This window comes from Nonomuraea sp. B208 (assembly GCF_057536035.1).
The window spans coordinates 261,199-288,141 of the sequence record NZ_BAAJOU010000009.1 but is presented as its reverse complement, the minus strand read 5'-3'; the positions used below and the strand labels follow the sequence as shown (position 1 = coordinate 288,141).

Genomic DNA, 26,943 nt, shown 5'->3' with positions numbered 1-26,943 from the left:
TGCCGGTGGGCCCGGCAGCTCGACGCGCACCCGTCGCTGGCGGAGGTCGGTCACCGGGCGCCGCTGATGGTGGACGCGCTGGCGGGCAACATCGAGGAGGTGCTGGCCGGCAGCGTACGGCTGCTCGACGCCTGGCGACGGGCGGGCAGCCCGGCGCGAGCCCATCTCGGGCCGGCGGTGGCCGCCGTGGCGATGGTCCACGGCCTGCGCGACGACCACGACGCCCAGCGCGACTGGCGGGAGATCCTGGACCGGCTCGACGTCTCGGCGGAGCGCGCCCACGGCTACGCGGCGGTCTTCGAGGGCATGCTGCTGCTGCACCGCGGGCAGGCGCGGGAGGCGCTGGAGCGGATGGCCCCCGAGGCGAGCGAGGTCTGGAAATGGGTGAGCTGGATCTGGCACCACTGGTACGTCGCCCTCCGCACCGAGGCCGTCGTCCTCGCCGGCGACCCCGGCGCCCGCCGCCACGTGACCGAGGCTCGCGCCGCCGTGGCCGGAAATCCGGTCGCCGAGGCCCTCGTGGCGCGGGCCGCCGCCGTACTCGACGGCGACCGGGACGCCCTGCTCGCCACGGCGGACGCCTTCGACGCGGTCGGCTGCCCCTACCAGTCCGCGCGGACCCTCCTGCTCGCCGGCGGGGAGCACGCCGGACGCGGGAGTGACCGCGCTCGCCGCCCTCGGCCTCGCGCCGAAGGCGGTCAACATCTGGTGAGCCCGTTCAACTTCGGCTCGGCCGGGCACAGTACGGTGTCCGCGTCCATCTCCCCGGACGCGGCGCGAACACCCCCGACGACCGACTGAGGAGCAGACTTGACCGCCCCCGCGCCCACGTCCCAGCAGCAGGAGATCGCCAAGGAGCTCCAGGTGAGCGCGTCCTTCGAGGCCGCGGCGGAGGCCGAGCGCCGGGTGGCCTTCCTCGCCGCGCAGCTCACCGCCTCCGACCGGCGCGCGCTGGTGCTCGGCATCAGCGGCGGCGTCGACTCCACCGTGGCGGGCCGGCTGTGCCAGCTCGCTGCCGAACGGGTCCGCGAGGCCGGGCGGGAGGCGACGTTCATCGCGATGCGGCTGCCGTACGGCGTGCAGGCCGACGAGCGGGACGCCCAGCTCGCGCTGGAGTTCATCCGGCCCGACCGGGTCATGACGGTGGACGTGAAACCCGCGAGCGACGCCTCACTGGAGGGCGTGCTGGCCGCCGGCCTGGTCTTCCGCGACGAACGGCACCAGGACTTCGTGCTCGGCAACGTCAAGGCCCGCCAGCGCATGATCGTCCAGTACACGGTGGCCAACGCGCACGACGGCCTGGTGGTCGGCACGGACCAGGCCGCCGAGGCCATCTCCGGCTTCTACACGAAATATGGTGACGGCGCGGCCGACGTGGTCCCGCTCGCCGGCCTCACCAAGCGCCGGGTGCGTGCCGTCGGCGAGGCGCTGGGCGCGCCGGCCGCCCTGGTGTGCAAGGTCCCGACCGCCGACCTGGAGACGCTGAACCCCGGCGTGGCCGACGAGGAGGTGCTCGGCGTCTCCTACGACACCATCGACGACTTCCTGGAGGGCAGGCCGGTCGACGCCGCCGCCCTCACCGTGCTGATCGACCGCTACCAGCGCACCGAGCACAAGCGCCGCCCGCCGATCACGCCCTGAGCCTCCGCCCCCGGGGCTCACTTGCCCACGCCGATCACGCCCTGAGCCTCCCCCGCCCCGGGGCACACTTGCCCACGCCGATCACGCCCTGAGCCTCCCCCGGCCCGGGACTCAGTTGCCCACGCCGAGCCCGGCCATGAACGCCGCCGGGTACCGGTCGCCGCGCGCCGCGCCCGGCGGCACCGCCTTCTCGATCGCGGCGAGGTCGTCGGCGGTGAGCCGGAGCTCGGCGGCGGGCAGCGCCTCGGCCAGCCGCTCGCGGGTACGCGCGCCGACCAGCGGCACGATGTCCTCGCCCTGCGCGGCCACCCAGGCGATGACGAGCTGCGCCACGGTGCAGCCCTTGGCCTCGGCGACCCGGCGCAGCTCGGCCACGAGGGCGAGATTGTGCTCCACGTTCCCGCTCGCGAACCGGGGGCCGAAGGCGCGGCTGTCGCCGGGCCCGGCGGCGCGGCCGGCGGTCCAGTGCCCGGAGATGAGGCCGCGCCCGAGGACCCCGTACGCGGTCAGCCCGATCCCGAGCTCCCGCAACGTGGGCAGGACGTCCGCCTCGACGGCGCGGGAGATCACCGAGTACTCGATCTGCAGGTCGGCGATCGGGTGCACGGCGTGCGCCCGGCGGATCGTGGCCGCGTCGACCTCCGAGAGCCCGATGTGCCGGACGTACCCGGCGTCGACCAGCTCCTTGATCGCGCCCACCGTCTCCTCGATCGGCACCGCCGGGTCCAGCCGGGCCGGGCGGTAGATGTCGACGTGGTCGGTGCCGAGCCTGGTCAGCGAGTGCGTCAGGAAGTTCTTCACCGCCTCGGGACGGGCGTCGTTCCCGCCGAACCCGCCACCCGGCCGCAGCAGCATGCCGAACTTCACGCTCAGCGCGTACGTGTCGCGGGCCCGGCCGCGCAGCGCCTCGGCGAGCAGCAGCTCGTTGTGGCCCGCGCCGTAGAAGTCGCCGGTGTCGATCAGGGTGACGCCGGCCTCCAGCGCGGCGTGCACGGTGGCGATGCTCTCCGCGCGGTCGGCCTCGCCGTACGCGCCCGACATGCCCATCGCGCCGAGACCCAGCGTGGAGACGGCCGGTCCGGTGCTTCCCAGGGTTCGCGTCCGCATCAGGTTTCTCCTTGTCGTCACGTCGTTTCCGTCCCTCCCCACCCTGGGCCGGGTCCGGGACGGGCGGAAGCGGAGCGTTCATCATGGGAGCACCCCTCCCTGTCATCGGGGAGGGTGCGGTGACCTGCGATGCATGAGTGAAAAGGGCGAGGAGTTCCCGCTGTCAGGGCACGCCGACCACGGCCAAGCAGCAGGTGCCGAACGGCGTCTACGGCACGCCGGCCCAGGCCGCGCACACCCCCGCGGCCGTCGCCCGCCACACGGTCGGGGCGCGTTTCGCGACCGGTGGGGCGGCCTCCCCCCGCAAGTGACCATGAAGGCGCTGAAGGCTGTTCTCAGCACCTCACCTTGCGCGCGACACTGACCATCAAGCCAGGTCAGGTAGGCCGGGAACAGCCACCATGATGAGCATCCCGCGCATGCCGGAAGGTGACGACACCGGCGGACGCGAAAATCATCCTCCGTCTACCGCTCCTCGGCGTCGCTCCCGCAAAGCCTTCCAGACGGCCGCGCACACCTGCGCCACCATCACGACCACGCAGAACGCGGCCGAGCCCACCAGCAGGACGCTGCCCAGAGCCCCAGTGCCCAACCTCTGGCCGTACGGGGAGCCGTTGCCGCTCACAACGCTCACGGCATCGACGACCACGTCCACCACGAACCCCCACAGAGTCCGCACGATGGAGAGGCCGTCAAAGATCATGATGCCCACGGCGGACCGGGAGAGAAGGTAGATCCAAAGGCCGAAGTAGAGGGCCATCCCGACCAGGTAAACCCCCGCTAAGGCACCCTTCCGTAGACGCTGGATACCTGCCATGGCACCCTCCCTCAGGGACCGCGACGGCGTAGTGACGGTATGCCCGCTCGCCGACTGCTCCAAGCCCCGCGTCGATCTGGCCCGACAGCTTCGCCCGCGCTCAACAGGGGGCGGCGGGACAGGCCCCGAATGAGGCCGAACCCTTCTTCCTCCGGTTGGCCTGCTGGTCATTCTTCTCCGGGATGACCGCGCCGATTCGGCGGCGGCGCAGGTAGGCGCGGTTGGCCTTGGAAAAGTAGGCCTTGTCCGCGGCCACCGCAGCCGGGCTGGTCCGCAGCCGGCCCACCGGTCCGGCCACGCGGATCTTGTCCAGGGCGGTGGTGAATCGCGGGCAGTCGGCGGCTCGGCCGGGCATGAGCACGAAGACCAGCGGCAGCCCGGCGGCATCGACCGCGGCATGGATCTTGTTGCTCAGCCCGCCCCGGGATCGGCCGTGCGCGGCGGCCTTCGCCTGCGCCTTGCGTTGTCGCCCGGTGGCAGCGCGCTCGTGCGGCCGTGACGCGCCGGCCTCGGGTGTGGCCTGGGGCGCAGCACCCGCGGCACCGGCGGCCGCTCCGGCAGCGGAGCCGGCCTTTCCCCGGTCAGCGCCTGCTCCAGCGCGACCAAGGTTTCCCCTGCGACCGCCAGCCCGGCCGAAACCTGATGCGCTCGCACGATCGGGGAGTCCACGCTCACACCAACTGCCCATGGTGGTTGACGCAGGTGCGCCGGACGCCAGCGAGACTGGGGATTCTGGCTGCTGTGGAGACAGCGCTCGACCGAGGCTGAGGCAATGGACGGCTCAGCGTGGGAGCGCCCCTCCCTGGCTCGGCCCAGTGGCGGCGGGCAGGATGGCGTCATGCAACGTGAGCAGCTCGCCGACTTCCTGCGCCGCCGCCGGGAGGCGATCCGCCCGGCCGAGGTCGGCCTCGCGGACGGCCCCCGCCGCCGCGCCGCCGGCCTGCGCCGGGAGGAGGTGGCGATGCTGGCCGGCATGTCGGTGGACTACGTCGTACGCCTGGAGCAGGGCCGCAGCAGCCAGCCGTCGGTCCAGTTGCTCGGCGCGCTGGCGCGGGCGCTGCGGCTGTCGGACGACGAACGCGACCACCTGTTCCACCTGGCCGGGCACCGGCCCCCGCCCGCCGACGGCCTCGCCGGGCTGGCCCGCGCCGGGCTGATCCGCATGCTCGATCTGCTGGGCGACACCCCGGCCGTGGTGCTGTCCGACCTCGGCGAGTTCCTCGCGCAGAACCGGATGGCCGTCCTGCTGATGGGCGACCACACCGGCCTCACCGGGGACCGCCGCTACCTCGTCTACCGCTGGTTCACCGAGGCGGCCGTACGCGCCGTCCACCCGCCCGAGGAGCAGGAGCATCACGCCCGGCAGCTCGTGGCGGATCTGCGCGCGGTCGCCGGCCGCCGCTCCGGCGACCCCGTGGTCACCGGGCTCGTCGAACGCCTGCTGGCCGCGAGCGCCGACTTCCGCCGGCTCTGGGCCGAGCACGAGGTGGCGGTCCGGCGTACCGACCGCAAGAGCATGGTGCATCAGCGGGTGGGCCTGCTGGTGATGGACTGCACCACCCTGGTCACCCCCGACCAGGGGCAGCAACTGCTGGTCTTCACCCCGGCGGACGACGAGGCCCGCGAGCGGCTCGAGCTGCTGCGCGTGCTCGGCACCGAGGACTTCCCCACCGGCGAGGTCAGGGACGGGCGACCGTGACCTGATCAACGCACGGCGGACGTGATCTTCTTCTCGACCTGGTCTCCGGTCGTCCGGGAGGGACTGGCCGGGCGCCTCACCGGGATCACACGAAGCCGGCATCTCGCACCTTCATGGCGACCTGCACCCGGTTGTCGGTGCCGAGCTTGGCGAAGATGCGGGTGACGTTGGCCTTGACCGTGGCGGTGCTCATGTAGAGGCGCTCCGCGATCTCGGTGTTGGAGCGGCCCCGGGCCACCTCGATGGCGACCTCCCGCTCCCGCTCGGTCAGTCTGGCCAGCTCCTGCCGCGCCTCCTCGCGGCCCCGCTCGTGCCCGCCGGTGGCGGCGGCGATCACCTGATGGGTGACGCTCGGCGACAGCACCGGCTCGCCCGCGGCCACGGCACGGACCGCCTCGATCATCCGGGCCGGCGGGGTGTCCTTGAGCAGGAACCCGGCGGCCCCGAGGCGCAGCGCCCGCAGCACCATGTCGTCGGCGTCGAAGGCGGTCAGCACGAGAATGCGCGGCGGCTCGGGCCAGGACAGCAGCGCCTCGGTGGTGACCAGGCCGTCCTGGCCGGGCATGCGGATGTCCATCAGCACGACGGCGGGCCGCAGGTCGCGGATCACGCCCAGCGCCTCCCGGCCGTCGCCCGCCTCTCCGACGATCTCCACGCCGGATCCGCCGCCCAGGATGAGGCGCAGGCCCGTACGCACCATCGGGTCGTCGTCCACGATCACCACCCGGATCACAGGTCAAGCCTCCCACGGCAACCGAACATCAAGGACAAAGCGCCCATTCTGCTGAGCGTGCGTGATCGTGCCGCCCGCCAGGCGTACCCGTTCGCCCAGGCCGACCAGACCCAGCCTGCCGCCGGGCCCGCCCGAGGCCCCGTAGGGCACGGGGTTGCTCACGCGGATGCGTAACCCGTCGCCCGGACGTCCGTCGAGCTCGACAGTGACGCTGCTGCCCGGCGCGTGTTTGCGCGCGTTGGTGAGCGCCTCCTGGACGGCCCGGTAGGCGTTGCGGCCAGTCTGCGTCGGAAGCAGGTCGCGCTGCTCGACGGCGTCGGTCACGGCGACCTTCTGCCCGGCGGTCCGCACTTCGTGGAAGAGCTCCTCCAGATCGGCCAGGGTCGGCTGCGGGGCGGCGGTGACGCCGTCGGAGCGGAGGGTGCCGAGCACGGTGCGGAGCTCGTTGAGCGACTGGTGGGCGTTGTGCTGGATGGCGTGCGCGGTTTGCCGCATCTCCTCCTGACCGAGGTCGGTGCGGAAGGCCAGACCTCCGGCGAGCATCGCCAGCAGCGACATGCGATGGGCCAGGGCGTCGTGCATCTCCTGGGCGATCTTCGCGCGTTCGGTCAGTTTGGCCTGCTCGATGCGCTGCCGCTCCGCCCGCTCGGCGGCGAGGTCGGCGTCGCGCAGGGAACGGAGGTAGAGGCCGAAGACCGTCAGCCCGGCGAGGATCGCCGTCCCGGTGGCGAGGCCGATGACGCCTTGCTGGGTGATGCCGTTCGAGACGGCGTACAGGCCCATGCTGGCCCACAGCAGCACCCCGATCGGGATGATCTGCCGCCAGCGGCGGTGCGTGCACAGCGACACGTACGCCACCTGAGCGGGGCCGGTCGCCATGCTGGACAGCGCGGTGAGCAGCGCGGTCACGGCGGCGACCTGCCACGGCCACCGGCGCCTCCACCGCATGAGGACCAGCCCCACGAGGCTCAGGCCGGCGTCGACCAGGGCGCGCGACAGCCGCTCCGGATGGTGCACGACGACCCAGACCCAGACCGTGCCGTAGAAGAGGATCGGCGCCAGCGCGGCGAGGTAACGCAGCGCGACGCCCCATCCGTCGAGGGGCGGCTGATAGTCAGGGCGGTCGTGCACGCGTCCAAGCCTAGGAATTCTTCGGCCCTGCTCCAGCTACCTGGGTCGATCGCCTTACCACCCTGGGTCTATACGACGATCGACCTGGATCCGATGAACGGACCGCCCCGCTCGCGATGAACTTGAGCCCGTGATCGAGTTCAACAGTGTCAGCAAGACCTACCAGGACGTTCGGGCGCTCGACGACGTGTCCTTCACGGTCGGGCCCGGCAGCGTCACCGGGTTCGTGGGCCCCAACGGCGCGGGCAAGTCCACCGCGCTGCGCATCCTGGTGGGGCTCGCCCGCGCCACCTCGGGGTCGGCCACCGTGCTCGGGCGTCCCTACCGTGAGCTGGAGCGTCCCGCCTGCCAGGTGGGCACGCTGCTCGACGCCGGCGCGTTCCATCCGGGCCGCACCGGGCGCGAGACACTGACCCTCGGCGCCATCTCCTTAGGGCTGCCCAGGTCGCGGGTCGCCGAGGTGCTCTCGCTGGTCGGCCTGTCGGCCAAGGAGGCGCGGCGGGCCGTCGGCTCCTACTCCCTCGGCATGCGGCAGCGGCTCGGCCTCGCGCACGCGCTGCTCGGCAGGCCACGCGCGCTCATACTCGACGAGCCGGCCAACGGCCTCGACCCCCAGGGCATCCGGTGGTTGCGCGAGCTGCTGCGCGACCTGGCCGACGCCGGCTGCGCCGTGCTGCTCAGCTCCCACCTGCTGCACGAGGTGGAACAGGTCGCCGACCACATCGTGGTGATCGGCGACGGCAAGGTGCTCGTCCAGGGCACCGTGACCGAGCTCAACCAGGGCCGCAGCCTGGAGCAGACCTTCCTCGAACTGACCGCATCCGCAGACCGGAGCCAGAAGTGACGATCCCCTTTCACCGCTTGCTGGCCGTCGAGCTCCGCAAGCTCTTCGACACCCGCAGCGCCAAGATCCTGACCGCGTGCCTGCTCTGCCTCACCGTCGCGGCGATCGTCGGCCGGGGCCTCTACAGCGGCCCCGGCCTGCAGCGGCTGGTGTGGACGGCCGGCATCGGCTACGCCACTCTCCTGCCGGTGCTCGGCGTCCTCGCGGTGACGGGCGAATGGAGCCATCGCACGGCGCTGACCACGTTCGTGCTGGAACCCCGGCGATGGCGGGTGATGGTCGCCAAAGCGATCCCGCCGGCGCTGACGGCTGTCGTGGCCAGCCTGTTCGCGCTGCTCGTCGCGGTCCCCGCGACCGCGCTGACGAGCGCCGCGCAACGCACCCCCGCCCACTGGGACCTCACCTTCGCCACGATGGCGGGTTGGACGGCGACGAACGTGCTCTTCGTCATGATGGGCACCGCCTTAGGCGCGCTCCTGCTCAACGCGCCAGCCGCCATCGTCGTCTGCCTGGGCGGCACCGCCGTGTGGAGCGCCGTCGCCCTGCTCGGCACCACGGGCCGGACGCTCGCCGAATGGCTCGACTTCAACAGGACCACCGCTCCCCTCGCGGCCGGCGACTGGGCCGGCGTCGACTTCCTGCGGCTCGCCGCATCGACCGCCCTGTGGATCGTGTTCCCGCTGCTGGCCGGAGTCGTCCGTGCGTCTCGCAAGGAGGTGAGATAGGCCGGTCTCCGATCGTCCCCGCCGTTCGCTACTCACGGCGGACGCCCGGCAGGCAGCTGCGACGACAGTCCAGTGGGGGCCTGGGCGTGGCGGCCGCACCCGACCATCCCGTCCCGCAACCCGCAGCACCCCGCCAGAACCACGGGTCCTGCGCCGCTCAATGCCTCGCCACGGTCACCGGTCCCGCCCGACTACCAGCGCCCCGCCATGCCGCCGGTCCCGCCCAACCATGTGCCTCGCCACGGTCACCGGTCCCGCCCCACCACCAGCACCCCGCCATGCCACCGGTCCCGCCCAACCATGTGCCTCCCCACGGTCACCGGTCCCGCCCCACCACCAGCACCCCGCCATGCCACCGGTCCCGCCCAACCATGTGCCTCCCCACGGTCACCGGTCCCGCCCCACCACCAGCACCCCGCCATGCCACCGGTCCCGCCCAACCATGTGCCTCCCCACGGTCACCGATCGCGCCCGACCATCAGGTCCCGTCGCCACCGGTTCCGCTCAACCATGAGGTCCTGTCGGACCACCGGTTCCGTCCAACCATCCGGTTCCGCCCGTCCCGGGACTGTGAAACTAACGGCGGATCTAATGATCAAGGAAGAGACGCCTGATGTCCGAGACCGCCGTGGAGTCGCTGTCCATGAACGAACTGCCTGTCGAGCCGGACCGCTCGATGACGGACGAGCAGCTGATCTCGATGCTCGTGACCCGGGCTCGTAGCGAGGGGCTGCAGCTGACCGGTGAGGGCGGGCTGCTGCAGCAGTTGACCAAGCGGGTGCTGGAGTCGGCCTTGGACGGCGAGATCACCGATCACCTGGGCTATGACAGGCACGACCCGGTCGGGAAGGACAGCCGCAACGGCCGCAACGGCAGTCGCGCCAAGACCGTGGTGACCGACGTCCGCCCGGTCCAGGTGCGGGTGCCGCGCGATGTGGCGGGCACGTTCGAGCCCCAGCTGGTGCGCAAGCGGCAGCGCCGGCTGTCCGGCGTGGACGAGATGGTCCTGTCGCTGTCGGCCAAGGGGCTCTTCCTTGATCATCAGATCTGCCGTTAGTTTTACAGTCCCCGGGCTTGGCCGTCGTCGACCTCACCGCCGTCGTGAACGGCGGACTGGTTCTGGCAGCCGCGGTTGGCGAGTACGGCCGCCGCGTCGGCCCGCTGGACCGGTGCCGCCGCCAGGTGGGGACGAACCTGACGACGACCTGGCCCCGGCGCTCGACGTCGCGGCGATCCCCAGCGGCCCACGCCGCCAGCTCCGGATGACGGTCACGCGGGTCGACATCCGAGCGTGGCCGCCGTCCTCTGGCACGAAGCCGAACCCCGGTCCTGCCTCGGCAAGCGCGGACCGCTCCATCGGAAGCGTCCCGCCATCGCAGGGACCGCCCGCCAGATCGACGTACACGAGGCCGTCGCTCATGGGAGCCGGCATCTCAGCCTCAGCCGACGCCCCGGAGAGCTGTAGGATCCCGGGATGAATGACGATGAGTGGAATCACATCATTCGTTCGGCGAAGCAGGGCGAGTCCGGCCCTTGGACGTGCCCTGAGTGCGACGAGTACACCGTCGAGTTGGGTCAGCGGTTCGAGCAGGGCCACGTGGTGGAGCACACACTGATGTGCTTCGCCTGCCAGGCAGAGGTCGTTGCACCTGCCTGAACCCGACCGCACAAGGGTACGGCGTCCCTGCCACGGGCATCGAAAGGCGAGGTGCCGCGGGTTCAGAGCTGCGGCGGCCCGGCGCAGCGCCGGCGCGACACAGGGACACCCGACGCCACGCCTGGCACCGGCCGCCGGATTCCGCAGACCGGTCTGCACGGCCAAGGGCCGTCGCCTCGCCTCCCGCGCGGAACGGCGCCTCACCGGCCCGCTTCACTATTCCGGCGTACTTGGCCTGCCCTCCTCCGCCACCGCATCCTGCTTGGCTGATCACGTTCCGTCACCACCGGAAGTGGGCCAGGGCCGGAACCGTACAGTCCCCCAGGGAGTGTCGTTCTCGACCGGCATCGAGCACAGGCCGGATCGCTCGTCCGCCTACCGTGCCCGCGTGCGCTGGATCGATCCCGCCGGCAAGAAACGCAAGTCGAGGTCGGAGGCGTTCGACACGAGCGGACAAGCGGAGAACTGGCGGGGCGCCTCAGCCTGCCTCAAGCGCTACCGGCACCCCTCGTCCGCCGGCCGGCCTGGAGAGGGCTGTCAGGGCGGCGATCCGGATGGGACAACAGAATGGTGGCGTGCAGTTCCCGGTTCCTCAACCGCGATGTACCGCACTGGTAGCGCGCACCCCGACGCGCCGCGTCGCAGACGTTGCCGATCAGCACGAGGTGCTCTCGGCGGGCAGGGTGCGGTCGGTGAAGTAGCGGTCGATGTGGTCACGGGCGCACGCGTTGAACCCGTACAGCGTGTGCCCCGGCTCGTCGTCGTGAATGGTGGCGCTGCCGGGCACCTGCTTCAGGACGCGGGCCACCGTGTCGGACTCGCGCCAGGCGCCCGCGCCGAGCATCGGGGGAAGGCCCTTGGGCAGCGGGGCGGGCGGGTTGGTGACGGTCACCGGCCAGCCGATGCACGCCAGGGTGCCGGTCAACAGCGTGTTGGCCGCGCCCGCGTTCGGGGCGACCTTGCGGACGCGGGCGAGTGCCTTGTCGAGGTCGGCCCGGTTGGCAGCGCGTGGCCAGTCGGTGCACTCGGTGACGCCGGTCGTCTGGTCGGGGTAGCGGGCGCCGCGGTCCGGCACGAAGCCGGAGGCGTCGCCGCGTACGGCCTTCCCGATGGCCGCGGCCAGTTTGGGGTAGTTGTCCTTTCCGCGCATGGCGAGCCCGAGAGCCAGTGCCTGCAGGTCGCCGCTGGTGTAGGCGATGCCGACGGGCTTGACGGGGATCGGGGAGCGCTCGGCCTTGGCGATCAGGCCACGCCACTGGGCGGGCGTTCCCGGGCACTTGCCCTCTCCGACGCACCAGTCGAAGAAGCGGGCGAAGACCTTCTCGTTGAGCTTGGCCGTTTCGATCATCTCGGCGGTCCAGTCGTCGCCGACGTGGCTGATCGTGCCGTCGATCACCATCGTGCGCACCTTGCTGGGAAACAGCCGAGCGTAGTCCTGGGCGTAGATGCCCGCGTATGAGGCGCCGTAGAAGTTGAGCTGGGACCCGCCGAGCGCCTTTCTGATGGCCTCCATGTCCCTGGCGTGGTCGGCCGAGCTCATGTTCGCGAACAGCTCGGGGTCCTTGTTGCGGCAGGTTTCGGCGTGCCCGCGGTTGGTGTCGGACAGGCGGCCGAAGTCGGCGTCGTCCGCGGGGAACTCGGGCAAGGGGACGCGGGTCCAGACGCAGGGCAGCCCGGTGCTGAGGCCGCCGAACTGTTCGCCGTAGCCGCGGGTGTCCCAGGTGACGATGTCCATCCGTTTGCGCAGGTTGGCCCACCAGTGGGCGTATTCCTGCGTCATGGCGATGCCGGGGGCGCCGGGACCCCCGTACGCGATCAGGACCGAGCCCTCGGAGACGCCGGTGGCCTTCAGCCGGCCCAGCTTGAGGGCGATCTTGCGGCCGTCGGGTTTCTGCCAGTCGACAGGGACCTGGAGATCGGCGCAGGCCATGCCGACCTTGTCGCCGGGGCAGGCGGCCCAGTCAAAGGCGGGGGTCTGCTGGGTCTGGAAGCCGGAGCCGAGGAGCGTCAGGGAGAGAACGAGTGGCGTGAACATGGCCACGACGATCTCGCAGAGCAGGGCTGGGCCACATCGGAGCTGGGTCTGATCTTGCGAGGGGGGAAATCAGACCGTGGCATGTCGTACCGCAGTCTGACAGAGAGGGGCCGGCGCGCCGTCCCGACCCACGCACACCGTGTGGGCCCCGGGCGGTCCCCAGCTAGTCGATCGGCCTGCCTGGGTGGTCGCGCCGCCTCACCCCTGCCAACCTCTGACCACATCGACAACCAAGATCAGCCGTTAAGTTGACACTCCCGGGTGGTCATCGCACATCGATTTGGTCCAGCTCCACCAGTCCGAAGCCGAGCTGACTGTAGAGCTCGAGTTGGTCGAAGTACTCACGATGGGAGTCGATCTTGTCGTTGGAGATGTGGGCGGCGCAGCTCGCTCTGATGGTGATGCGGCGGCCCGTGCCCGCTATCTCACGCCCGCCCGGCATCAGGAGCGGGCCGGTGTGGGTGCCGGTGTAGGTCCATTCGGTGCAGACCGGGTTGTCGCAGTCGCCCAGCTCGAACCACGCCGCCATGTGGAAGTCCGGGAACGCTCTGAAGTTCTGCTGGTAGACCCAGCCGATCTCGTCGTGTCCCTGCGCGACGCCCGCCGGTGAGACGAAGACGGCGTCCTCGCTGTAGCAGGCGAGCACGCTGGACACGTCGTGCGCGTTGATGGCCTTGTTCAGCCGGTGTCTGAGATCCCATTGGGTCGACATGGGCACCTCCAAGCGAGTCGGTTCGTTCCGGCGAGCATCGTGGGTGGGCGGGCAGTACGGCGAAGTCTGGGGTCGGGCGGCTGGTGGCCGGCGCGTTGGCTGCTTCCCCGTGCGATGGCCGTTCCGGTGGGGAGCCCGCTGCACCAGGTGTTTCGCGACGGGCCTGGTGGCGGTGTGTACGCCACGTGGCCGTTGATGGGGAGGGGTGGGCAGCCGTACTGCTGGCCGGGGTCGCGGTGACGGGACACGGCGTTCGTTCCTCTGCGGCTCGAGTGTGGGAGCCGGCTGATGCAGACGTGCCGAATGTGCTCATGGCCTCGTGCGGTGCGGACAGCGCCCGCGCCAACTCGTGTCATTGCCGACGCTTTCATCCCTCCTTTCAGTGTCCGCGCCATGGCACGCACAACGGTGCCAAGCAGCCGTCAAAATCGGCCTCGACAGCGGGGTCTGATGGAAGCACGAGGTAAACGCCCGGTTCGATCGCCGCGCGTCGAGATCATGCTGGCGGTGGCGGAGGTTGGATATCGAGTGGCCGGCCGGCTCGATCAAGCCCGATGCTGGAGGGCGTGTTCAACATTCCGCCGCGGACCGCCACCGACGCCTACCTCGCCGGAATGGGCGGGCGGAGGCGTCTCGACATCGTCTTCGACATCGATCTCGGGGAACTGGTGGAAGGTCACCACGTGGTCGCCCGCGGGCTGGAGCTGGCGGACGCCGCTGCCGCGTTGCACTACGAGTTCGTTCCCGGAATACGGCAACACGAGGAGGACACCAAAGGGCGGTTCTTCTGGTTCTGGATGATGTTCGCCGAAGATGACCTTGGCACCTCTTACGACGACCACAACAGCGGGGCCTTCGATCCGGACGGCGAGGCGGCCGCGCACGGGACTCGCAACCTGGGCGGACCGGTCCCCCGTTCGGCCCGTCGGCTTCGGCTGAGCTTCACGCCGCCCGAGGTGTGGACGCCGGTGGGACCCTGGTGCAGGGAGTTGGACATCGCGCTGCCCGGCGGCCAGGTCACGGAGTCGTGGACCGGCCCGCGTCAGGACGCCGGATGACACCGGATGACTCCGGTCCCGGTGAGAGCGATCCGGGGGCCGTCACGCCGTGCGGCGCTGTCCGCGGGCGGTGAGCTGGTCGGTTCTGCTGGTGATCAGGTCGTGGCCGCCGGGCGTGAGTGAGTTGAGGAACAGGCGGTTGACGCCGGGCAGGGCGGCGACGCGCAGGAGCCAGTCGCGGGCGGCGATTCGGCGGCGGCTGGAAGGCGCCATCCACTCGATGAAGCGGCGGCCGAACGCCTGCACCTCGTCGATCGTCGGCCGCATGCGCTCCTCGTACCGGGTCAGCGCCGTGGGCAGATCGCCGGCGGTCCGGGTCAACCCCGTGGGCAGGTCGCCGGCGGCCAGTTCGTCGGCCAGGACCCAGGCGGCGGCGACCGCCATCGACGCGCCGTGTCCGGCGAACAGCGAGACCGCCTGGCAGGAGTCCCCCAGCAGCACGACCCTGCCGCGGCTCCAGGAGCCGATCTGCACCTGGGTGACCTGGTCGTAGTACAGGTCGGCGGGCAGCCGGGGCAGCGTCTCCGGCAGGATCCAGCCCAGGTCGCCGTAGCGCCGGCGCAGCGCCGCAGCGGGGTCGGCCGGCAGGGCCGGGTCGGGCTCGCGGTGCAGGAACAGCAGTGCGAGCCGGTCCTCGGCCAGCGCGTACGCGCCCGCCATCAGCCCGGGCACGGTCAGCATCCGGTAGCGCAGCCCGACCTGCGCGCTCAGCTCCGCATCGGTGAGGACGCAGGCGGCGACGTGATGGCCGAGGTGGCGCAGGTAGCGTTCCTCGGGGCCGAAGACCAGCTCGCGGACGCGGGAGTGCACGCCGTCGGCCCCGACGAGCAGGTCCACGGTGCGGTGGGTGCCGTCGGTGAGGGTGATCTCGACCTGGTGGGCGTCCTGCCGGATCGTCTCGATCGTGACGCCGTAGCGGACCGGTGCGACGACGTCCTCGGCGAGGGTTCTGGCGAGGTCGCCGCGCGGCAGGCTGACCACGCGGGAGAAGCCGGGCGGCAGGACGAACCGGCTGGTGCGCCGGCCGTCGCGGTCGAGGTAGTCGAGCTCGCGCACCGGGTGGCGCAGCTCGCGCAGGCGGGTGGCCAGGCCCATGCGCTCGGTCACCTCGTAGCCCGCGCCGTAGAAGTCGATCATGTAGCCGCCGGTGCGTAAGGCCGGCGCTCGCTCGACGAGCTCGACGTCCCAGCCGTCGCGTTCCAGGTGCCAGGCGAGCGCCAGGCCGGCGATGCCGGCTCCGCAGATGAGGGCCTTCATGGGTCACTCCTTTCGCAGCAGCCGCCGTACCGGCCCGGCCAGCGCGGCGACGTCCAGTCCCGGGTCGAGGCGGTGGTGCAGGATCAGCCCGTCGATCGCGGCGGCGAGCAGGGCGGCGACCGCGTCGGGGTCCTCGACGCCGTGCCCGGCCAGCCAGCGGGCCAGGGTGCGGCGGAAGCCGAGGACGAGCTCGGCGAGCCGGTCGCGCAGCTCGGGGACGCGGGTCGAGGCCAGGTACGTCTCCGCCACCAGCAGCGAGGCCGGATCGTCGCCGGCGTAGACCGCGACGGCGCCCATCAGCCAGTCGAGACCGGCCTCGGGGTCGGGCCGGCGGGACAGCTCCTCGCCGATCTGGCCGATCAGCTCATGGACGAAACCGAGCGCGGCCGCCGTCAGCAGCTCGGTGACGGAGCCGAAGTGGTAGTGGACGACACCGGGCGCGACGCCGGCCCGTTCGGCGACCAGGCGGGTGGTGACGCCGTTCCAGCCGGCCTCGCCGATGAGCGCCACGGCCGCGCGCAGCAGGCGTTCCCTGGTGGCGCGGCCGCGTTCGAGCGACGTCTCCGGCATCACGGACCCTTCTTGTACGACCGCCTTGGGCATTTGCCCAAATTCACGATAGTTGCATGCTGCAAAGATCGCTAGAGGGGACGTACAAGAAGATCCGCTCAGTGGTCGCCGGAGCCCGGTTCCGCCATCCGGCGGTGCGCCGCGGCCTTGGCCTTCTCGGGCATGACCTTGGCCGCGCCGGCCATCGCCTTGTTCTTGAACGACCCGGCGACGACGGACGCCTCGCCCTTCATCATCGCCTCGAACCCCTGCTCGGCGACCTGCGCGGGATCGTCCTTCTTACCGGAGCCGACCCGGGTGTCCTCCATGCCCGCCCGTTCGAAGAACTCGGTGTCGGTCGGGCCCGGCATCAGCGCCGTCACCGTCACGCCGGTGTCCTTGAGCTCGTTGCGCAGCGCCTCGGAGAAGGAGAGCAGGAACGCCTTCGAGGCCGCGTACGTGGCCTCGAACGGCCCCGGCTGGGTGGCGGCGATGGACGACGTGAACAGCACCCGCCCCTCCCCCCGGGGCACCATGTCACGCAGGCAGAGCTTGGCCAGATGCACCGCGGAACGCACGTTGAGGTCCACGACCTCCAGGTCCCCGGCCAGGTCCGTCTCGGCGAACGGGCCGCCGGCGCCGATCCCCGCGTTGATCGCCACCGCGCCCAGGGGACGGCCGCCGGCCGTGACCCGCTCGTAGAGACGCTCGACGCCGTCGTGGGTGGCGAGGTCGGCCTGGACGGCCTCGACGGACGCACCGAGCTCGCGCAGCTCACGGGCCGCGTCGGCGATGCCCGGGTCCTCGGCGTTGACGATCAGGTCGAAGCCGTGCCCGGCGAACTGCTTGGCCAGCTCGTACCCGATGCCGCTGGACGCGCCCGTCACCAGGGCGAGCGGCCGGGCATGTACTTCCCTCATGATGGCGGTTCCTCTCGTCGGTCTCCGCCTGACCGGCTGCCCACGACGGCCCCACCCAACCGTCCCGTTGCAGGTCAGAGCGGGCGCCGCGATGCGGTTCACTACAGGCATGACGATCGTCCGCTCCCTCGCCCTGTTCGCCCTGGCCGCGCTCGCCGAGATCGGCGGCGCGTGGCTCGTGTGGCAAGGGGTGCGCGAGCAGCGCGGCCTGCTGTGGATCGGCGCCGGCTTCGTCGCGCTCGGCCTGTACGGACTGGTCGCCACGTTGCAGCCGGACGCGAACTTCGGCCGCATCCTGGCCGCGTACGGCGGGGTGTTCGTCGCCGGGTCGCTGGCCTGGGGCATGGTGGTGGACGGGTTCCGCCCCGACCGGTGGGACATCGTCGGAGCGGTGGTCTGCCTGGTCGGCGTCCTGGTCATCATGTACGCGCCCCGCGGCTGAAGCAGGGCTGTGCCGCGGACAACCCAATGAGGGCGTCTTTGTCCGTGTTCTGCGACGTCGACTCCGCCGACTACACCTCACGCGCCGGCAGGCTGCCGGTGACCCTCGACGGGGTCGCCGCCGGCGTGGAGAACATCCTCGGCGGCAAGGCGGACGACACCCCGCGCGCCCCCGCCGACGTGGTGACGCACCGGCTCGACGGCCGCGCGGGCGACGACACCTGCGTGGCGGCGCGTGAAGCCGAGCGATGACACCGATCGGGTGGCCGCCCTCGCCTTGGGGCGGCCACCCGACGACGATCCGACGGCCGTACGCTGTCGCCCGTGATCACACCAGTCACCGCCCGGCTGGGCCCCCGCCGCTGGACGGCCATGATCGTGCTCGGTTTCGTCGGCCAGCTCGCCTGGACCGTCGAGAACATGTATCTCAACGTCTTCCTCTACGACACGATCACCGACGACCCCACCGCCATCGCCACGATGGTCGCCGCCAGCGCGTTCACCGCCACGGTCGCGACGCTGCTGGTGGGCGCGCTGTCCGACCGGACGGGCCGGCGGCGGGCCTTCATCGCCGCCGGCTACGTCCTGTGGGGCCTCGCCACGGCGGCGTTCGGGCTGGTCACCGTGGACACCGTGGGAAGCCTCGCACCGGCCGCGAACGCCGTGCTGATCGCCATGATCGCGGTCATCGTGCTCGACTGCGTGATGTCGTTCCTGGGCTCCGGCGCGAACGACGCCGCCTTCCAGGCGTGGGTGACCGACGTGACGTGGCCGGCCGTCCGCGGCCGGGTGGAGTCGGTGCTCGCGATCATGCCGCTGGTGTCGATGCTGGCCGTCTTCGGCGCGCTCGACCCGCTCACCCGGGCCGGGCGGTGGCGGGAGTTCTTCCTGCTGATCGGTGCGGTCATCGCCGTGGTCGGGGTGGTGGCGTGGTTCCTCGTACGGGACCGCCCGGCCCTGCCCCGGGCGCGCGGCGGCGCGCTGGACGCGATCTTCCACGGCCTGCGCCCCAGCGCGATGCGCGCCAACCCGGGCCTCTACCTGCTGCTGGCGGCGTGGGCGATCTGGGGCGTCTCCACACAGATCTTCCTGCCCTACCTGATCATCTACGTGCAGCGTTACCTCCAGATCGAGGCGTACGCGGTCGTCCTCGGCGTGGTCCTGACCGGCGCGTCGGCGGTCACCGTCGGCTGCGGCCGGCTGATCGACCGCGTCGGCAAGCGGCGCTTCCTGCTGCCCGCCCTCGGGATCTACGCCATCGGGCTGCTGGCCATGTGGCCGGCGCGCGGCCCGGTCCCGGTCATCGCGGCCGGTCTGGTGATGATGTCCGGGTTCATGCTGGTCGCCGCGACGATCGGCGCGCTGGTCCGCGACCACACGCCGCCGGAGCACGCGGGGCACGTGCAGGGGCTGCGGATGGTGTTCGCGATCCTGATCCCGATGCTGATCGGGCCGTACGTGGGGGCGCTCGTCATCCGCGGCGCGGACGCCTACTACGAGGATCTGGGCGTGCTCAGGCAGGTGCCCACGCCCGCGATCTTCCTGGCGGCCGCCGCGGTGCTGCTGCTGATCGCCGTTCCCGTCCTGGCACTGCGCAAGAGAGAGGCCGCATGAGCATGCTCACCCGCTGGGGCAGGGAGCTCGATCCCGACGCCGTCCTGACCGAGTATCCGCGGCCGCAGCTCGTCCGCGACAGCTATCTCAACCTCAACGGCCGGTGGGACTACGCGATCACCGAGGACGACGCTGAGCCCGCGGCCTACGACGGACAGATCGTGGTGCCGTTCTCGCCCGAGGCCGAGCTGTCCGGCGTCGGCCGGCAGCTCATGCCCGGCCAGACCCTCTGGTACCGCCGCACCCTCATGCTCCCCGACGGGTTCGGCACGGGCGGCCGGGTGCTGCTGCACTTCGGCGCGGTGGACCAGACCTGCCGGGTGCTGCTCAACGGCGTCGAGGTGGGCGCGCACACCGGCGGCTACCTCCCGTTCAGCTGCGACGTCACCGCCGCCCTGCGCGACGGCGCGAACGTGCTGACCGTCGCCGTACGCGACGACACCGACACCGGCCCGCACGCCCGCGGCAAGCAGAAGCTGGAGCGGGGCGGCATCTGGTACACCCCGCAGTCCGGCATCTGGCAGACCGTGTGGGCCGAGCGGGTGCCCGGCGTGCACGTGGAGCGGCTCACCCTCACCCCACACCTGGCCGAATCCTGCGTCGAGGTGACCGTGCACGCCGCCGAGGGCGAGGCGGACGTCGAGATCCTGGCCGCCGGGTCCGTCGTCGCCCGCGCCACCGTCCCCGCCGGGCGGCCGGTGCGCGTCCCGATCCCGGACGTCCGGCCGTGGAGCCCTGAGGACCCCTTCCTGTACGACGTCACCGTGAAGCTGGGCGCCGACCGGGTGCGCGGCTACGTGGGCATGCGCTCGTTCGGGGTGGGGACGGACGCCGGCGGGGTGCCGCGCCTGATGCTCAACGGCCGCCCCTACTTCCACGCCGGGGTGCTCGACCAGGGCTACTGGTCCGACGGCATGTACACGCCGCCGTCCGACGAGGCCATGATCCACGACATCGTCACCATGAAGCGGCTCGGCTTCACCATGCTGCGCAAGCACATCAAGATCGAGCCGCTGCGCTGGTACTACCACTGCGACCGGCTCGGCATGCTCGTCTGGCAGGACATGGTCAACGCCGGCGGCCGCTACCACCCGCTGCTCGTCACCGCTCCGGCGTTCGTCCCGTTCCACCTGCCCGACCGCTGGTTCGGCCGGCCGCACCGGGACCGGTTCATGGCCGAGCTGCGCGAGACGGTCGAGCACCTGCGCAACGTGGTGAGCATCGCCGTGTGGGTGCCCTTCAACGAGGGGTGGGGCCAGTTCGACGCGGCCCGCGTCGCCCGGGAGCTGGCCGCGCTCGACCCGACCAGGACCGTCGACCACGCCAGCGGCTGGCACGACCAGGGCGCCGGCGACCTGCGGAGCCTGCACGTCTACTTCCGCCGGTTCCGCGCGCCGCGCCGCCGCCGCGACCGGCGGGCGCTCGTGCTGTCGGAGTACGGCGGGTACGGCCTGCGGGTCGACGGCCACACCTTCAACGACCGCAACTTCGGCTACCGCCGCTACGACACCCCCGAACGGCTCGGCGCCGCGTTCGCCCGGCTGCACGCCGAGCAGATCGTCCCGGCGATCCGGCACGGACTGAGCGCCACCGTCTACACCCAGCTCTCCGACGTCGAGGACGAGCTGAACGGCCTGCTCACCTACGACCGTGAGGTGCTCAAGCTGCCGGAGGACCTGGTCCGCGCGGTCAACCGACGGCTCACGCTCGGCCAGGCCCCGTGACGGTCAGGCCGTGCCACTCGGCGTCCGGCATGCGCAGCACCCTGAGCGCGATCCAGCCGTACGCGGCCAGGTGCAGCAGGGAGCCGGTGGACTGCACGACCGGGGCCTGCGTCATGGTCACGAACGGCACGATCGTGCCCGCCACCGCGGCGACCGGCACCCACCAGGGGGCCAGCTTGACCGCGGCCAGGGTCACCAGCAGCGTGATCAGGCCGACGTGCAGCAGGAATCCGGGCAGCAGCATCCCGTACACGAAGCCCCACAGCTCGTTCGCCCGCCGCGTGACGGCCTCGGCCTGGTCGGCGGGCAGGGACTGGGCGAGGGCGAGGTCGTAGAAGTCGGTGGTGAACAGCGTCAGGCCGTGACCGGCGCCGACGAGGCCGAGCGCCGCCCCGATCCCGCTCGCGCGGGGGGCGCGCCGGCGCAGGAGGTGGGCCAGCCCCAGGACGACCGGGATGAGGCTGAGCGCCGCCCAGACGTAGAGCAGGGCGCTGACCTGGACGGTCGTCGCGTGTGTACGGAAGACCTCGGGGTCGTGCTCGGCGCCGGGCGGCGAGGTGAGGAAGGCGAGGAACTGGAAGACCGGCCAGGCGAGCAGGGCGACACCGGCGACCGTCCGGCGGAACGCGTCAGGATTTTTCAGCACCCGTCCAGAGAAGCGAGGCCCCGTCCCGCGCCGCGCGGGCGCTCGTCCCCGCCTCCCCGGGAGGAACGCCCGGACCTCCCGGGACACTGTCCCGGCCGGACCGGGACCAGGTGCGGATACGGTGTGGCCCGAGGAGGGGCGAATGGCGGCGACGGCGCGGGGCGTACGGGCGGGCGCGCGGGCATGGCGCGCCCTGACCCTGACCGCGCTGACCCTGACCGCGCTGACCCTGACCGCGCTGCCCCTGACTGCGCTGACCCTGACCCTGGCTGCCGTGGCCTGCGTCCTCGCCTTCGCCGACGGCACCGCCCCGCTCTCCATCGTCCACCTGCTGTTCGTGACGGGATGCGCGGTGGCGGGCGGGCTGATCGGCGCGCACCGGCCGGGCCACCGGGTGGGACGGCTGCTCGCGCTGAGCGCGTTCTGCTTCGCGCTGATGGAGGCGTGCGGCCATTACGCGATCCTCGGCTCGCGCACGGGGCTGCCGTTCGCGGCGGCGCTGGCCTGGCCGCAGACCTGGCTGTGGATCCCGGCCAACCTGGCGGCCACCCTGATCCCGCTGTACTTCCCCACCGGCCGGCTCTCCTCCCCGCGCCTGCGCGCGCCGGTCGCCGTGGCGGCGTCCGTGGCCGCGCTGGCCGCCGTCGCCAACGCGTTCCGTCCGGGAAGCAACCAGCAGGTCGGCTTGGGGCCGGGGGTGCCCAACCCGCTCGGCGTCCCCGCGCTGGCGGGCGCGGCCCAGGTGACGGAGACGGTGCTGACCCTGCTGCTGCCCGCGGTGTTCCTGCTGGGCGCCGCCGACCTCGCCGTACGGGCCCGGCGCAGCGAGGGCGCGGAACGCCGGCAGATCGCCTGGCTCGTGTACGTCGTCGGCCTGGAGACCGTGGTGATCGGCGCCAGGCTCGCGGCCGGGCTCACCGACGACCATCCCGGCTCGCCGTGGCCGTCGGACAGCGTGCTGTGGGAAGTGGTCGGCATCGGGGGCGCCACGCTCATCCCGGTCGCCATCTGCGTGGCCGTCCTGCGCCACCGGCTCCTCGACATCGACCTGGTGATCAACCGCACGCTGGTGTACGTGCTCCTGTCGGGCTGCGTGACCGGCGGCTACATCCTCGTGGTCGGCTACCTCGGCGCGCTCTTCCCTTCCGGCGACCTGCCGGTGTCGGTGCTGGCGGCCGGGCTGGTGGCGCTCGCCTTCGCGCCGCTGCGGCAGCGGCTGCAGTCCTGGGTCAACCTGCTGACGTACGGCGAGCGCGACGACCCGTACGCCGCGCTCACCCGGCTCGGCCGCCGGCTGGAGAGCGCCGCGGACCCCGACGCCGTGCTGCCCGGCATCGCGCGGTCGGTCGCCGAGGCGCTCCGCCTGCCGTACGTGGCGGTCGAGACCGCGCACGGCGCCCGCCACGAGCACAGCCTCGGGGGCGGCCCGTCCGCCGAGCCGCTGCGGCTGCCGCTGACGCACAACGGCGAGCGGGTCGGCGGCCTGGTGCTCGCGCCGCGGCCGGGCGACAGCGGGTTCGGCCCCCGCGACCTGCGCGTCCTCGCCGACCTGGCCAGGCAGGTCGCGGTGGCCGTGCACGCCGTACGGCTCTCCGCCGACCTGCGCCGCTCCCGCGAACGCCTGGTCATGGCGAGGGAGGAGGAGCGCCGCCGGCTGCGCCGCGACCTGCACGACGGCCTCGGCCCCACCCTGGCCGCGCTGACCATGCGCGCCGAGGCGGCGCACGACCTGGTCGCGGACGAGGACGCGCGGAAACTGCTCGCCGAGATCGTGGACGACGCCGAGACCGCGCTGGCCGACGTCCGGACGCTGGTCGACGGGCTGCGCCCGCCCGCGCTCGACTCCCTCGGCCTGATCGGGGCGCTGCGCGCGCACGCGGCCAGGCAGCCGTCCGGGCTACGGGTGGACGTGCGCGCGCCGGACGACCTGCCCGCGCTGCCCGCCGCCACCGAGGCGGCCGCGTACCGGATCGCGACCGAGGCCCTGGCCAACACCCGCCGGCACGCCGCCGCGGCGCGGGCGTGGCTGCGGGTCGAACTCGCGGACGGGACGCTGGGACTGGAGATCTCCGACGACGGCCGCGGCCTCCCCCGGGACGCCCCCGGCGAGGGCGGGGTCGGGCTGGCGTCGATGCGCGAGCGGGCCACCGAGCTGGGCGGTTCGTGCACGATCGACGAACGCCCCGGCGGCGGGACCCGGGTCCGGGTCGAGCTGCCCGCGAACGGGGAAGGGGACGGGGGATGATCAGGATTCTGGTGGCCGACGACCACGCGGGTTTCCGTGCCGGGCTGCGCACTCTGCTGGCGACGGCCGAGGGGATCGACGTCGCCGACGAGGCGGCCAGCGGGGAGCAGGCGCTCGCGCTGGCCGGCCGGATCCAGCCGGACGTGGTCCTCATGGACCTGGACATGCCCGGCATGGGCGGCATCGCGGCGACCGAGCGGCTGACCCGCGACCACCCGCACATCAGGGTGCTCGTGCTCAGCATGTCGGACGACGACGACTCGGTATTCGCCGCCGTCCGGGCCGGGGCCCGCGGCTACGTGGTCAAGGGGGCGCGCAAGGCCGAGCTCGTCCGGTCGGTGCAGACGGTGGCCGAGGGCGGCGCCGTCTTCGGGCCCGCGCTCGCCTCCCGCCTGGCCGCCTACTTCTCCCCGCCGTCAGGGGGACGCGCCGAGACGGCCGCGCCCCTGCCCGCGCTGACCCCCAGGGAGCGGGAGATCCTCGCCCTGATCGCCGGCCACCTGACCAACCCGCAGATCGCCGCCCGGCTCGGGCTGAGCCAGAAGACCGTACGCAACCACGTCTCGGCCGTCCTCGCCAAGCTCCAGGTCGCCGACCGCGCCCAGGCGATCCTCCGCGCCCGCGAGGCGGGTCTCTGACCCGCACCCGGCAGGAAGCAGCCCGTCCGGGAGGGCCGGAGATCAGCGTCGCAGGAGGAGTTTCAGCAGGCGCAGGGCCCGCGAACGGCGGCCGGAATCGGCCGAGAACAGATAGGTCGACGCGAGCGCGATCAGCAGCAGAGTGCCGAGCGCGGCGAACGCGGTCAAGTGCAGCATCATCGCGATCTCGTTTCCGTGAGTGCGCGGGGGACCCCATGTGGGTGCCGGTGGTGTGAGACCAGGATGTGCCCCGTGCGAGCCCCGCTGACGATGTGTTCCGAACTCTGACGCGACTTGACCAAGCCGTACGGCGTCGTACACGTGGATGACGACACGGGTGTGCTTGACGATTCCTGACACGTCGCTCCTGGCGTCTTGCGATGATCGAAGGGTGATCCGACAGACGCCTGCTCCGGGCAGCGGGGACGCCTTGGCGATCCTGCGCTCCCGCCTGCGGGAGCTGCATCTGCATGCCGGGGAGCCCAGCTTCCGTGCTCTGGCCCACCGGACCCAGGCGATGAGCCACACCACTGCGCATACGGTGATCCGCTGCCGGAGGCTGCCGCAGTGGGGCAACCTGGAACTCGTCGTCGAAGCCCTCAACGGCGATGTCGCGACCTTCCACGCCCTGTGGCTGGCCGCCAGGAAGACGCGGCCCGAGCCGCCGGCCGCAGCATCCGTCCCGCGCGAGGAAGCGCCGCAGTATCAGCCGGTGGCCGAGCTGGGCCACCACGCTCTTCCGGTGAGAGACGTCGCCTTCCACCCGGACGGGCACACGCTGGCCAGCGCGGGCGACGACAGAATGGTGCGGCTGTGGGACGCGAAGACCGGCCGCCCACTGGGCGACCCGCTGACCGGCCACACTGCTGCTCTGCGGGCACTGGCGTTCCATCCGAACGGACACCTGCTGGCCAGCGCCGGAGACGACACCACGGTCAGGCTGTGGGATGCCGGGAATGGGCGGCCGGTCGGCAGTCCGCTGGCGGGCCACACCAACGCCATCATGGCCGTGGCGTTCCACCCGGACGGGCATGCGCTGGCCAGCGCCGGCGACGACAGAATGGTGCGGCTGTGGGACGCGAGGACCGGCCGCCCACTGGGCGAGCCGCTGACCGGCCATGCCGCAGGTCTGTGGGCGCTGGCGTTCCACCCGGACGGGCATCTGCTGGCCAGCGCCGGCTACGACAAGACCATCCGGCTCTGGGATGCCATGACGTGGCGGCCGCTGGGCGAGCCGCTGACCGATCACCCAGCGGGCATCCGGGCCCTCGCGTTCCACCCGGACGGACACCTGCTGGCCAGCGCCGGCTACGACGGAGCCGTGCGGCTGTGGGACACGAGAACCTGGCGGACCGAGGGTCATCCGCTCGTCGCGAAGACCGCCAGGGTCGTGGCAGTGGCCTTCCACCCGGATGGGCACCTGGTGGCCGGCGTCGACCGTGACGAGGGGGTGCACATGTGGGACGTCTCCACGGGGCGGCTGGTGCGTGGTCCGGTCGTCGACCACGGCGTTCCTGTCAGGACCATCGCCTTCCATCCGGAGGGGATCCTGCTGGCCAGTGCCGACGACAGGTCCGTACGGCTCTGGAAGAGCACCGAACCGGAGACCGAGCAGGTGCTGCGTCAGCGCATCGCCGGCTTGCGCGCCCGGTTGGAGGCCGTGGAACGAGAACGCGACGAGCTTGCCGCACTCGTCCAACGGCTCAGAACCGCTGATCGTCCGATTCGTGCCGAGGCGCTGAGGCCCGGGAACGGCTGAGACAAGAGGTCACCGTCCTGCGCGCCGGCGGTAGTCGCGGGGCGAGAGTCCGAGGCGGCGCTTGAACGCGTTGCTCAGCGCGCTCACCGACCCGTAGCCGACCTGACGGGCGATCGCCTCCAGCGTCTCGTCGCCGCGGCGCAGCCGGGCGGCGGCCAGTTCGAGGCGCCAGCCGGTCAGGTATTCCAGCGGCCCCTGCCCCACGACCTGCTTGAACCGGGCGGCCAGCGTCGAGCGGGACACCGCCGCGACCCCGGCGAGCTGGGACACGGTCCAGGCACGGGCGGGGTCGGCGTGCATGGCCCGCAGCGCGGGAGCCACGACCGGGTCGGTGAGCCCGGCCGGCCAGCCCGACGTGCCGCCAGGGCCGGCGGTGGCCAGGTGGAGGCGCAGGAGGTGGATCAGCATGACCAGGGCGAGATGCTCGGTGACCAGGGTCGAGGCGGGCGGCCGGGCGCGCAGCTCGGCGGCGATCTGCTCCAGCGCCCAGCGGACGGTGGCGGCCTCGGCGGTGTGGCCGGGCACGTGGATCAGCGGTGGCAGGGCGTCGAGCAGCAGCTCCCTGGCCCGTTCGCCGAAGTCGAACCGGCCGCCGAGGAGGATCACGTCCGCGCCGTCGCCGACGCGGGCCACGCCGTCCGCGGCCGCCGCGAAGATCGGCCCGGCCGGGACCGGGCGCACGCCCGCGCCGCCGGCCAGGGTGAAGGCGCGCGGCTGGACGAGCAGGAAGCAGTCGCCCTCGGCCAGCTCGATCGGCTCCGGCACGCCCTCGACGGTGAGCAGGCAGCGCCCGCGGCGGACCGCGTTGAACTTGACCCCCTCCGGCGGGTCGAACGCCAGCGCCCACTCCCCTCCGGCGGCCAGCCCGACGGAGAGGCGGCTGGTGGTGCCGACGAGGGTGAGAACCTCTTCGAGAGGATCAGCTTGCTGGACGCTCACGCAACTATTCTCGACGCTGTCTCATTCCACGTCCAGCCGGGCGTTCCTAGGC

28 protein-coding genes and 2 pseudogenes are annotated in these 26,943 nt (G+C 72.2%); 17 read left to right on the top strand and 13 right to left on the bottom strand.

Going from position 1 to position 26,943, the window contains the following annotated elements:
- Together AC27IY_RS05540 and nadE are read left to right on the top strand one after the other, a co-directional pair.
- A pseudogene (locus AC27IY_RS05540) lies at positions 1–801 on the top strand (hypothetical protein); the annotation flags it as partial.
- A gap of 9 nt (positions 802–810) precedes the next feature.
- Positions 811–1,641: an ammonia-dependent NAD(+) synthetase gene (gene nadE / locus AC27IY_RS05535; protein WP_487177297.1), complete on the top strand. Its 831-nt coding sequence runs from the start codon at positions 811–813 to the stop codon at positions 1,639–1,641.
- Between the two features lie 111 nt (positions 1,642–1,752).
- Here nadE and AC27IY_RS05530 read toward each other — a convergent pair whose 3' ends face one another.
- Positions 1,753–2,748: an aldo/keto reductase gene (locus AC27IY_RS05530; protein ID WP_423447961.1), complete on the bottom strand. Its 996-nt coding sequence runs from the start codon at positions 2,746–2,748 to the stop codon at positions 1,753–1,755.
- 137 nt (positions 2,749–2,885) lie between these two features.
- Between AC27IY_RS05530 and AC27IY_RS05525 the strand changes: the two genes are divergently transcribed.
- Positions 2,886–3,059 carry a hypothetical protein gene (locus AC27IY_RS05525; RefSeq protein ID WP_487177296.1) on the top strand — a complete coding sequence of 58 codons (174 nt, stop codon included), beginning with the start codon at positions 2,886–2,888 and terminating at the stop codon, positions 3,057–3,059.
- Between the two features lie 143 nt (positions 3,060–3,202).
- On the opposite strand, the gene AC27IY_RS05520 is transcribed toward AC27IY_RS05525, so the two are convergent.
- Positions 3,203–3,565, bottom strand: a complete 363-nt coding sequence (locus AC27IY_RS05520; RefSeq protein WP_487177295.1) for a hypothetical protein — start codon at positions 3,563–3,565, stop codon at positions 3,203–3,205.
- A gap of 100 nt (positions 3,566–3,665) precedes the next feature.
- Positions 3,666–4,253, bottom strand: a complete 588-nt coding sequence (locus AC27IY_RS05515) for a transposase (protein WP_487177294.1) — start codon at positions 4,251–4,253, stop codon at positions 3,666–3,668.
- A gap of 150 nt (positions 4,254–4,403) precedes the next feature.
- On the opposite strand from AC27IY_RS05515, the gene AC27IY_RS05510 reads away from it, so the two are divergent.
- Entirely contained in the window at positions 4,404–5,264 is an 861-nt protein-coding gene (locus AC27IY_RS05510; protein ID WP_364445295.1) for a helix-turn-helix transcriptional regulator, read from the top strand.
- A gap of 85 nt (positions 5,265–5,349) precedes the next feature.
- On the opposite strand, the gene AC27IY_RS05505 is transcribed toward AC27IY_RS05510, so the two are convergent.
- Positions 5,350–5,997, bottom strand: a complete 648-nt coding sequence (locus AC27IY_RS05505) for a response regulator (protein ID WP_423447965.1) — start codon at positions 5,995–5,997, stop codon at positions 5,350–5,352.
- Positions 5,998–6,000: 3 nt separating this feature from the next.
- Entirely contained in the window at positions 6,001–7,128 is a 1,128-nt protein-coding gene (locus AC27IY_RS05500; protein ID WP_449957387.1) for a sensor histidine kinase, read from the bottom strand.
- Positions 7,129–7,258: 130 nt separating this feature from the next.
- Here AC27IY_RS05500 and AC27IY_RS05495 point away from each other — a divergent pair, with 130 nt between their 5' ends.
- The 5 genes and pseudogenes from AC27IY_RS05495 to AC27IY_RS05475 all read left to right on the top strand — a co-directional run bounded on the left by AC27IY_RS05495 (position 7,259) and on the right by AC27IY_RS05475 (position 10,354).
- Positions 7,259–7,972, top strand: a complete 714-nt coding sequence (locus AC27IY_RS05495; RefSeq protein WP_449957385.1) for an ABC transporter ATP-binding protein — start codon at positions 7,259–7,261, stop codon at positions 7,970–7,972.
- On the top strand, positions 7,969–8,697 hold the full coding sequence (locus AC27IY_RS05490; protein WP_487177293.1) for an ABC transporter permease: 729 nt from the start codon (positions 7,969–7,971) through the stop codon (positions 8,695–8,697). Before AC27IY_RS05495 ends, AC27IY_RS05490 begins: the two co-directional genes overlap by 4 nt.
- Before the next feature lie 676 nt (positions 8,698–9,373).
- Positions 9,374–9,727, top strand: a pseudogene (locus tag AC27IY_RS05485) (transposase); the annotation flags it as partial.
- A gap of 44 nt (positions 9,728–9,771) precedes the next feature.
- Entirely contained in the window at positions 9,772–9,963 is a 192-nt protein-coding gene (locus AC27IY_RS05480) for a hypothetical protein (protein ID WP_487177292.1), read from the top strand.
- A 208-nt stretch (positions 9,964–10,171) separates the two neighbouring features.
- Positions 10,172–10,354: a hypothetical protein gene (locus AC27IY_RS05475; RefSeq protein ID WP_423447969.1), complete on the top strand. Its 183-nt coding sequence runs from the start codon at positions 10,172–10,174 to the stop codon at positions 10,352–10,354.
- 655 nt (positions 10,355–11,009) lie between these two features.
- On the opposite strand, the gene AC27IY_RS05470 is transcribed toward AC27IY_RS05475, so the two are convergent.
- Together AC27IY_RS05470 and AC27IY_RS05465 are read right to left on the bottom strand one after the other, a co-directional pair.
- Positions 11,010–12,389 carry an alpha/beta fold hydrolase gene (locus AC27IY_RS05470; protein ID WP_487177291.1) on the bottom strand — a complete coding sequence of 460 codons (1,380 nt, stop codon included), beginning with the start codon at positions 12,387–12,389 and terminating at the stop codon, positions 11,010–11,012.
- Between the two features lie 265 nt (positions 12,390–12,654).
- Positions 12,655–13,101, bottom strand: coding sequence for an ester cyclase (locus AC27IY_RS05465; RefSeq protein WP_449945363.1), 447 nt, complete (start codon positions 13,099–13,101; stop codon positions 12,655–12,657).
- 554 nt (positions 13,102–13,655) lie between these two features.
- Between AC27IY_RS05465 and AC27IY_RS05460 the strand changes: the two genes are divergently transcribed.
- A complete protein-coding gene (locus AC27IY_RS05460) occupies positions 13,656–14,159 on the top strand; it encodes a hypothetical protein (protein ID WP_487177290.1) in 504 nt (167 codons plus the stop codon).
- Between the two features lie 42 nt (positions 14,160–14,201).
- On the opposite strand, the gene AC27IY_RS05455 is transcribed toward AC27IY_RS05460, so the two are convergent.
- From AC27IY_RS05455 to AC27IY_RS05445, 3 genes are all read right to left on the bottom strand, one after another.
- A complete protein-coding gene (locus AC27IY_RS05455; RefSeq protein WP_487177289.1) occupies positions 14,202–15,416 on the bottom strand; it encodes an FAD-dependent oxidoreductase in 1,215 nt (404 codons plus the stop codon).
- Between the two features lie 3 nt (positions 15,417–15,419).
- Positions 15,420–15,986 carry a TetR/AcrR family transcriptional regulator gene (locus AC27IY_RS05450; protein WP_344205526.1) on the bottom strand — a complete coding sequence of 189 codons (567 nt, stop codon included), beginning with the start codon at positions 15,984–15,986 and terminating at the stop codon, positions 15,420–15,422.
- A gap of 98 nt (positions 15,987–16,084) precedes the next feature.
- Entirely contained in the window at positions 16,085–16,885 is an 801-nt protein-coding gene (locus AC27IY_RS05445) for an SDR family NAD(P)-dependent oxidoreductase (protein WP_487177288.1), read from the bottom strand.
- A 109-nt stretch (positions 16,886–16,994) separates the two neighbouring features.
- Between AC27IY_RS05445 and AC27IY_RS05440 the strand changes: the two genes are divergently transcribed.
- The 4 genes from AC27IY_RS05440 (at position 16,995) to AC27IY_RS05425 (ending at position 20,664) form a co-directional block, all read left to right on the top strand.
- Entirely contained in the window at positions 16,995–17,327 is a 333-nt protein-coding gene (locus AC27IY_RS05440) for a YnfA family protein (protein ID WP_364445307.1), read from the top strand.
- 38 nt (positions 17,328–17,365) lie between these two features.
- Positions 17,366–17,578: a hypothetical protein gene (locus AC27IY_RS05435; protein WP_487177287.1), complete on the top strand. Its 213-nt coding sequence runs from the start codon at positions 17,366–17,368 to the stop codon at positions 17,576–17,578.
- Positions 17,579–17,650: 72 nt separating this feature from the next.
- The gene (locus tag AC27IY_RS05430; RefSeq protein ID WP_487177286.1) at positions 17,651–18,940 is read left to right on the top strand and encodes an MFS transporter; all 1,290 of its coding nucleotides are present in this window, start codon (positions 17,651–17,653) and stop codon (positions 18,938–18,940) included.
- Entirely contained in the window at positions 18,937–20,664 is a 1,728-nt protein-coding gene (locus AC27IY_RS05425; protein WP_487177285.1) for a glycoside hydrolase family 2 protein, read from the top strand. Before AC27IY_RS05430 ends, AC27IY_RS05425 begins: the two co-directional genes overlap by 4 nt.
- On the opposite strand, the gene AC27IY_RS05420 is transcribed toward AC27IY_RS05425, so the two are convergent.
- Positions 20,642–21,310 carry a hypothetical protein gene (locus AC27IY_RS05420; protein WP_487177284.1) on the bottom strand — a complete coding sequence of 223 codons (669 nt, stop codon included), beginning with the start codon at positions 21,308–21,310 and terminating at the stop codon, positions 20,642–20,644. The two genes, AC27IY_RS05425 and AC27IY_RS05420, sit on opposite strands and share 23 nt — an antisense overlap.
- Positions 21,311–21,452: 142 nt before the next feature.
- On the opposite strand from AC27IY_RS05420, the gene AC27IY_RS05415 reads away from it, so the two are divergent.
- Together AC27IY_RS05415 and AC27IY_RS05410 are read left to right on the top strand one after the other, a co-directional pair.
- Positions 21,453–23,555, top strand: coding sequence for a GAF domain-containing sensor histidine kinase (locus AC27IY_RS05415; RefSeq protein ID WP_487177283.1), 2,103 nt, complete (start codon positions 21,453–21,455; stop codon positions 23,553–23,555).
- Positions 23,552–24,193, top strand: a complete 642-nt coding sequence (locus AC27IY_RS05410; protein ID WP_344205515.1) for a response regulator — start codon at positions 23,552–23,554, stop codon at positions 24,191–24,193. The genes AC27IY_RS05415 and AC27IY_RS05410 overlap by 4 nt, the downstream gene beginning before the upstream one ends.
- A 42-nt stretch (positions 24,194–24,235) precedes the next feature.
- Here AC27IY_RS05410 and AC27IY_RS05405 read toward each other — a convergent pair whose 3' ends face one another.
- Positions 24,236–24,373 (bottom strand): hypothetical protein, encoded by a 138-nt coding sequence (locus tag AC27IY_RS05405; RefSeq protein WP_487177282.1) that lies wholly within the window; start codon positions 24,371–24,373, stop codon positions 24,236–24,238.
- 250 nt (positions 24,374–24,623) lie between these two features.
- Here AC27IY_RS05405 and AC27IY_RS05400 point away from each other — a divergent pair, with 250 nt between their 5' ends.
- Positions 24,624–25,952: a WD40 repeat domain-containing protein gene (locus AC27IY_RS05400; protein ID WP_364445315.1), complete on the top strand. Its 1,329-nt coding sequence runs from the start codon at positions 24,624–24,626 to the stop codon at positions 25,950–25,952.
- Positions 25,953–25,961: 9 nt separating this feature from the next.
- On the opposite strand, the gene AC27IY_RS05395 is transcribed toward AC27IY_RS05400, so the two are convergent.
- Entirely contained in the window at positions 25,962–26,891 is a 930-nt protein-coding gene (locus AC27IY_RS05395) for an AraC family transcriptional regulator (protein WP_487177281.1), read from the bottom strand.
- Positions 26,892–26,943: the final 52 nt, after the last annotated feature.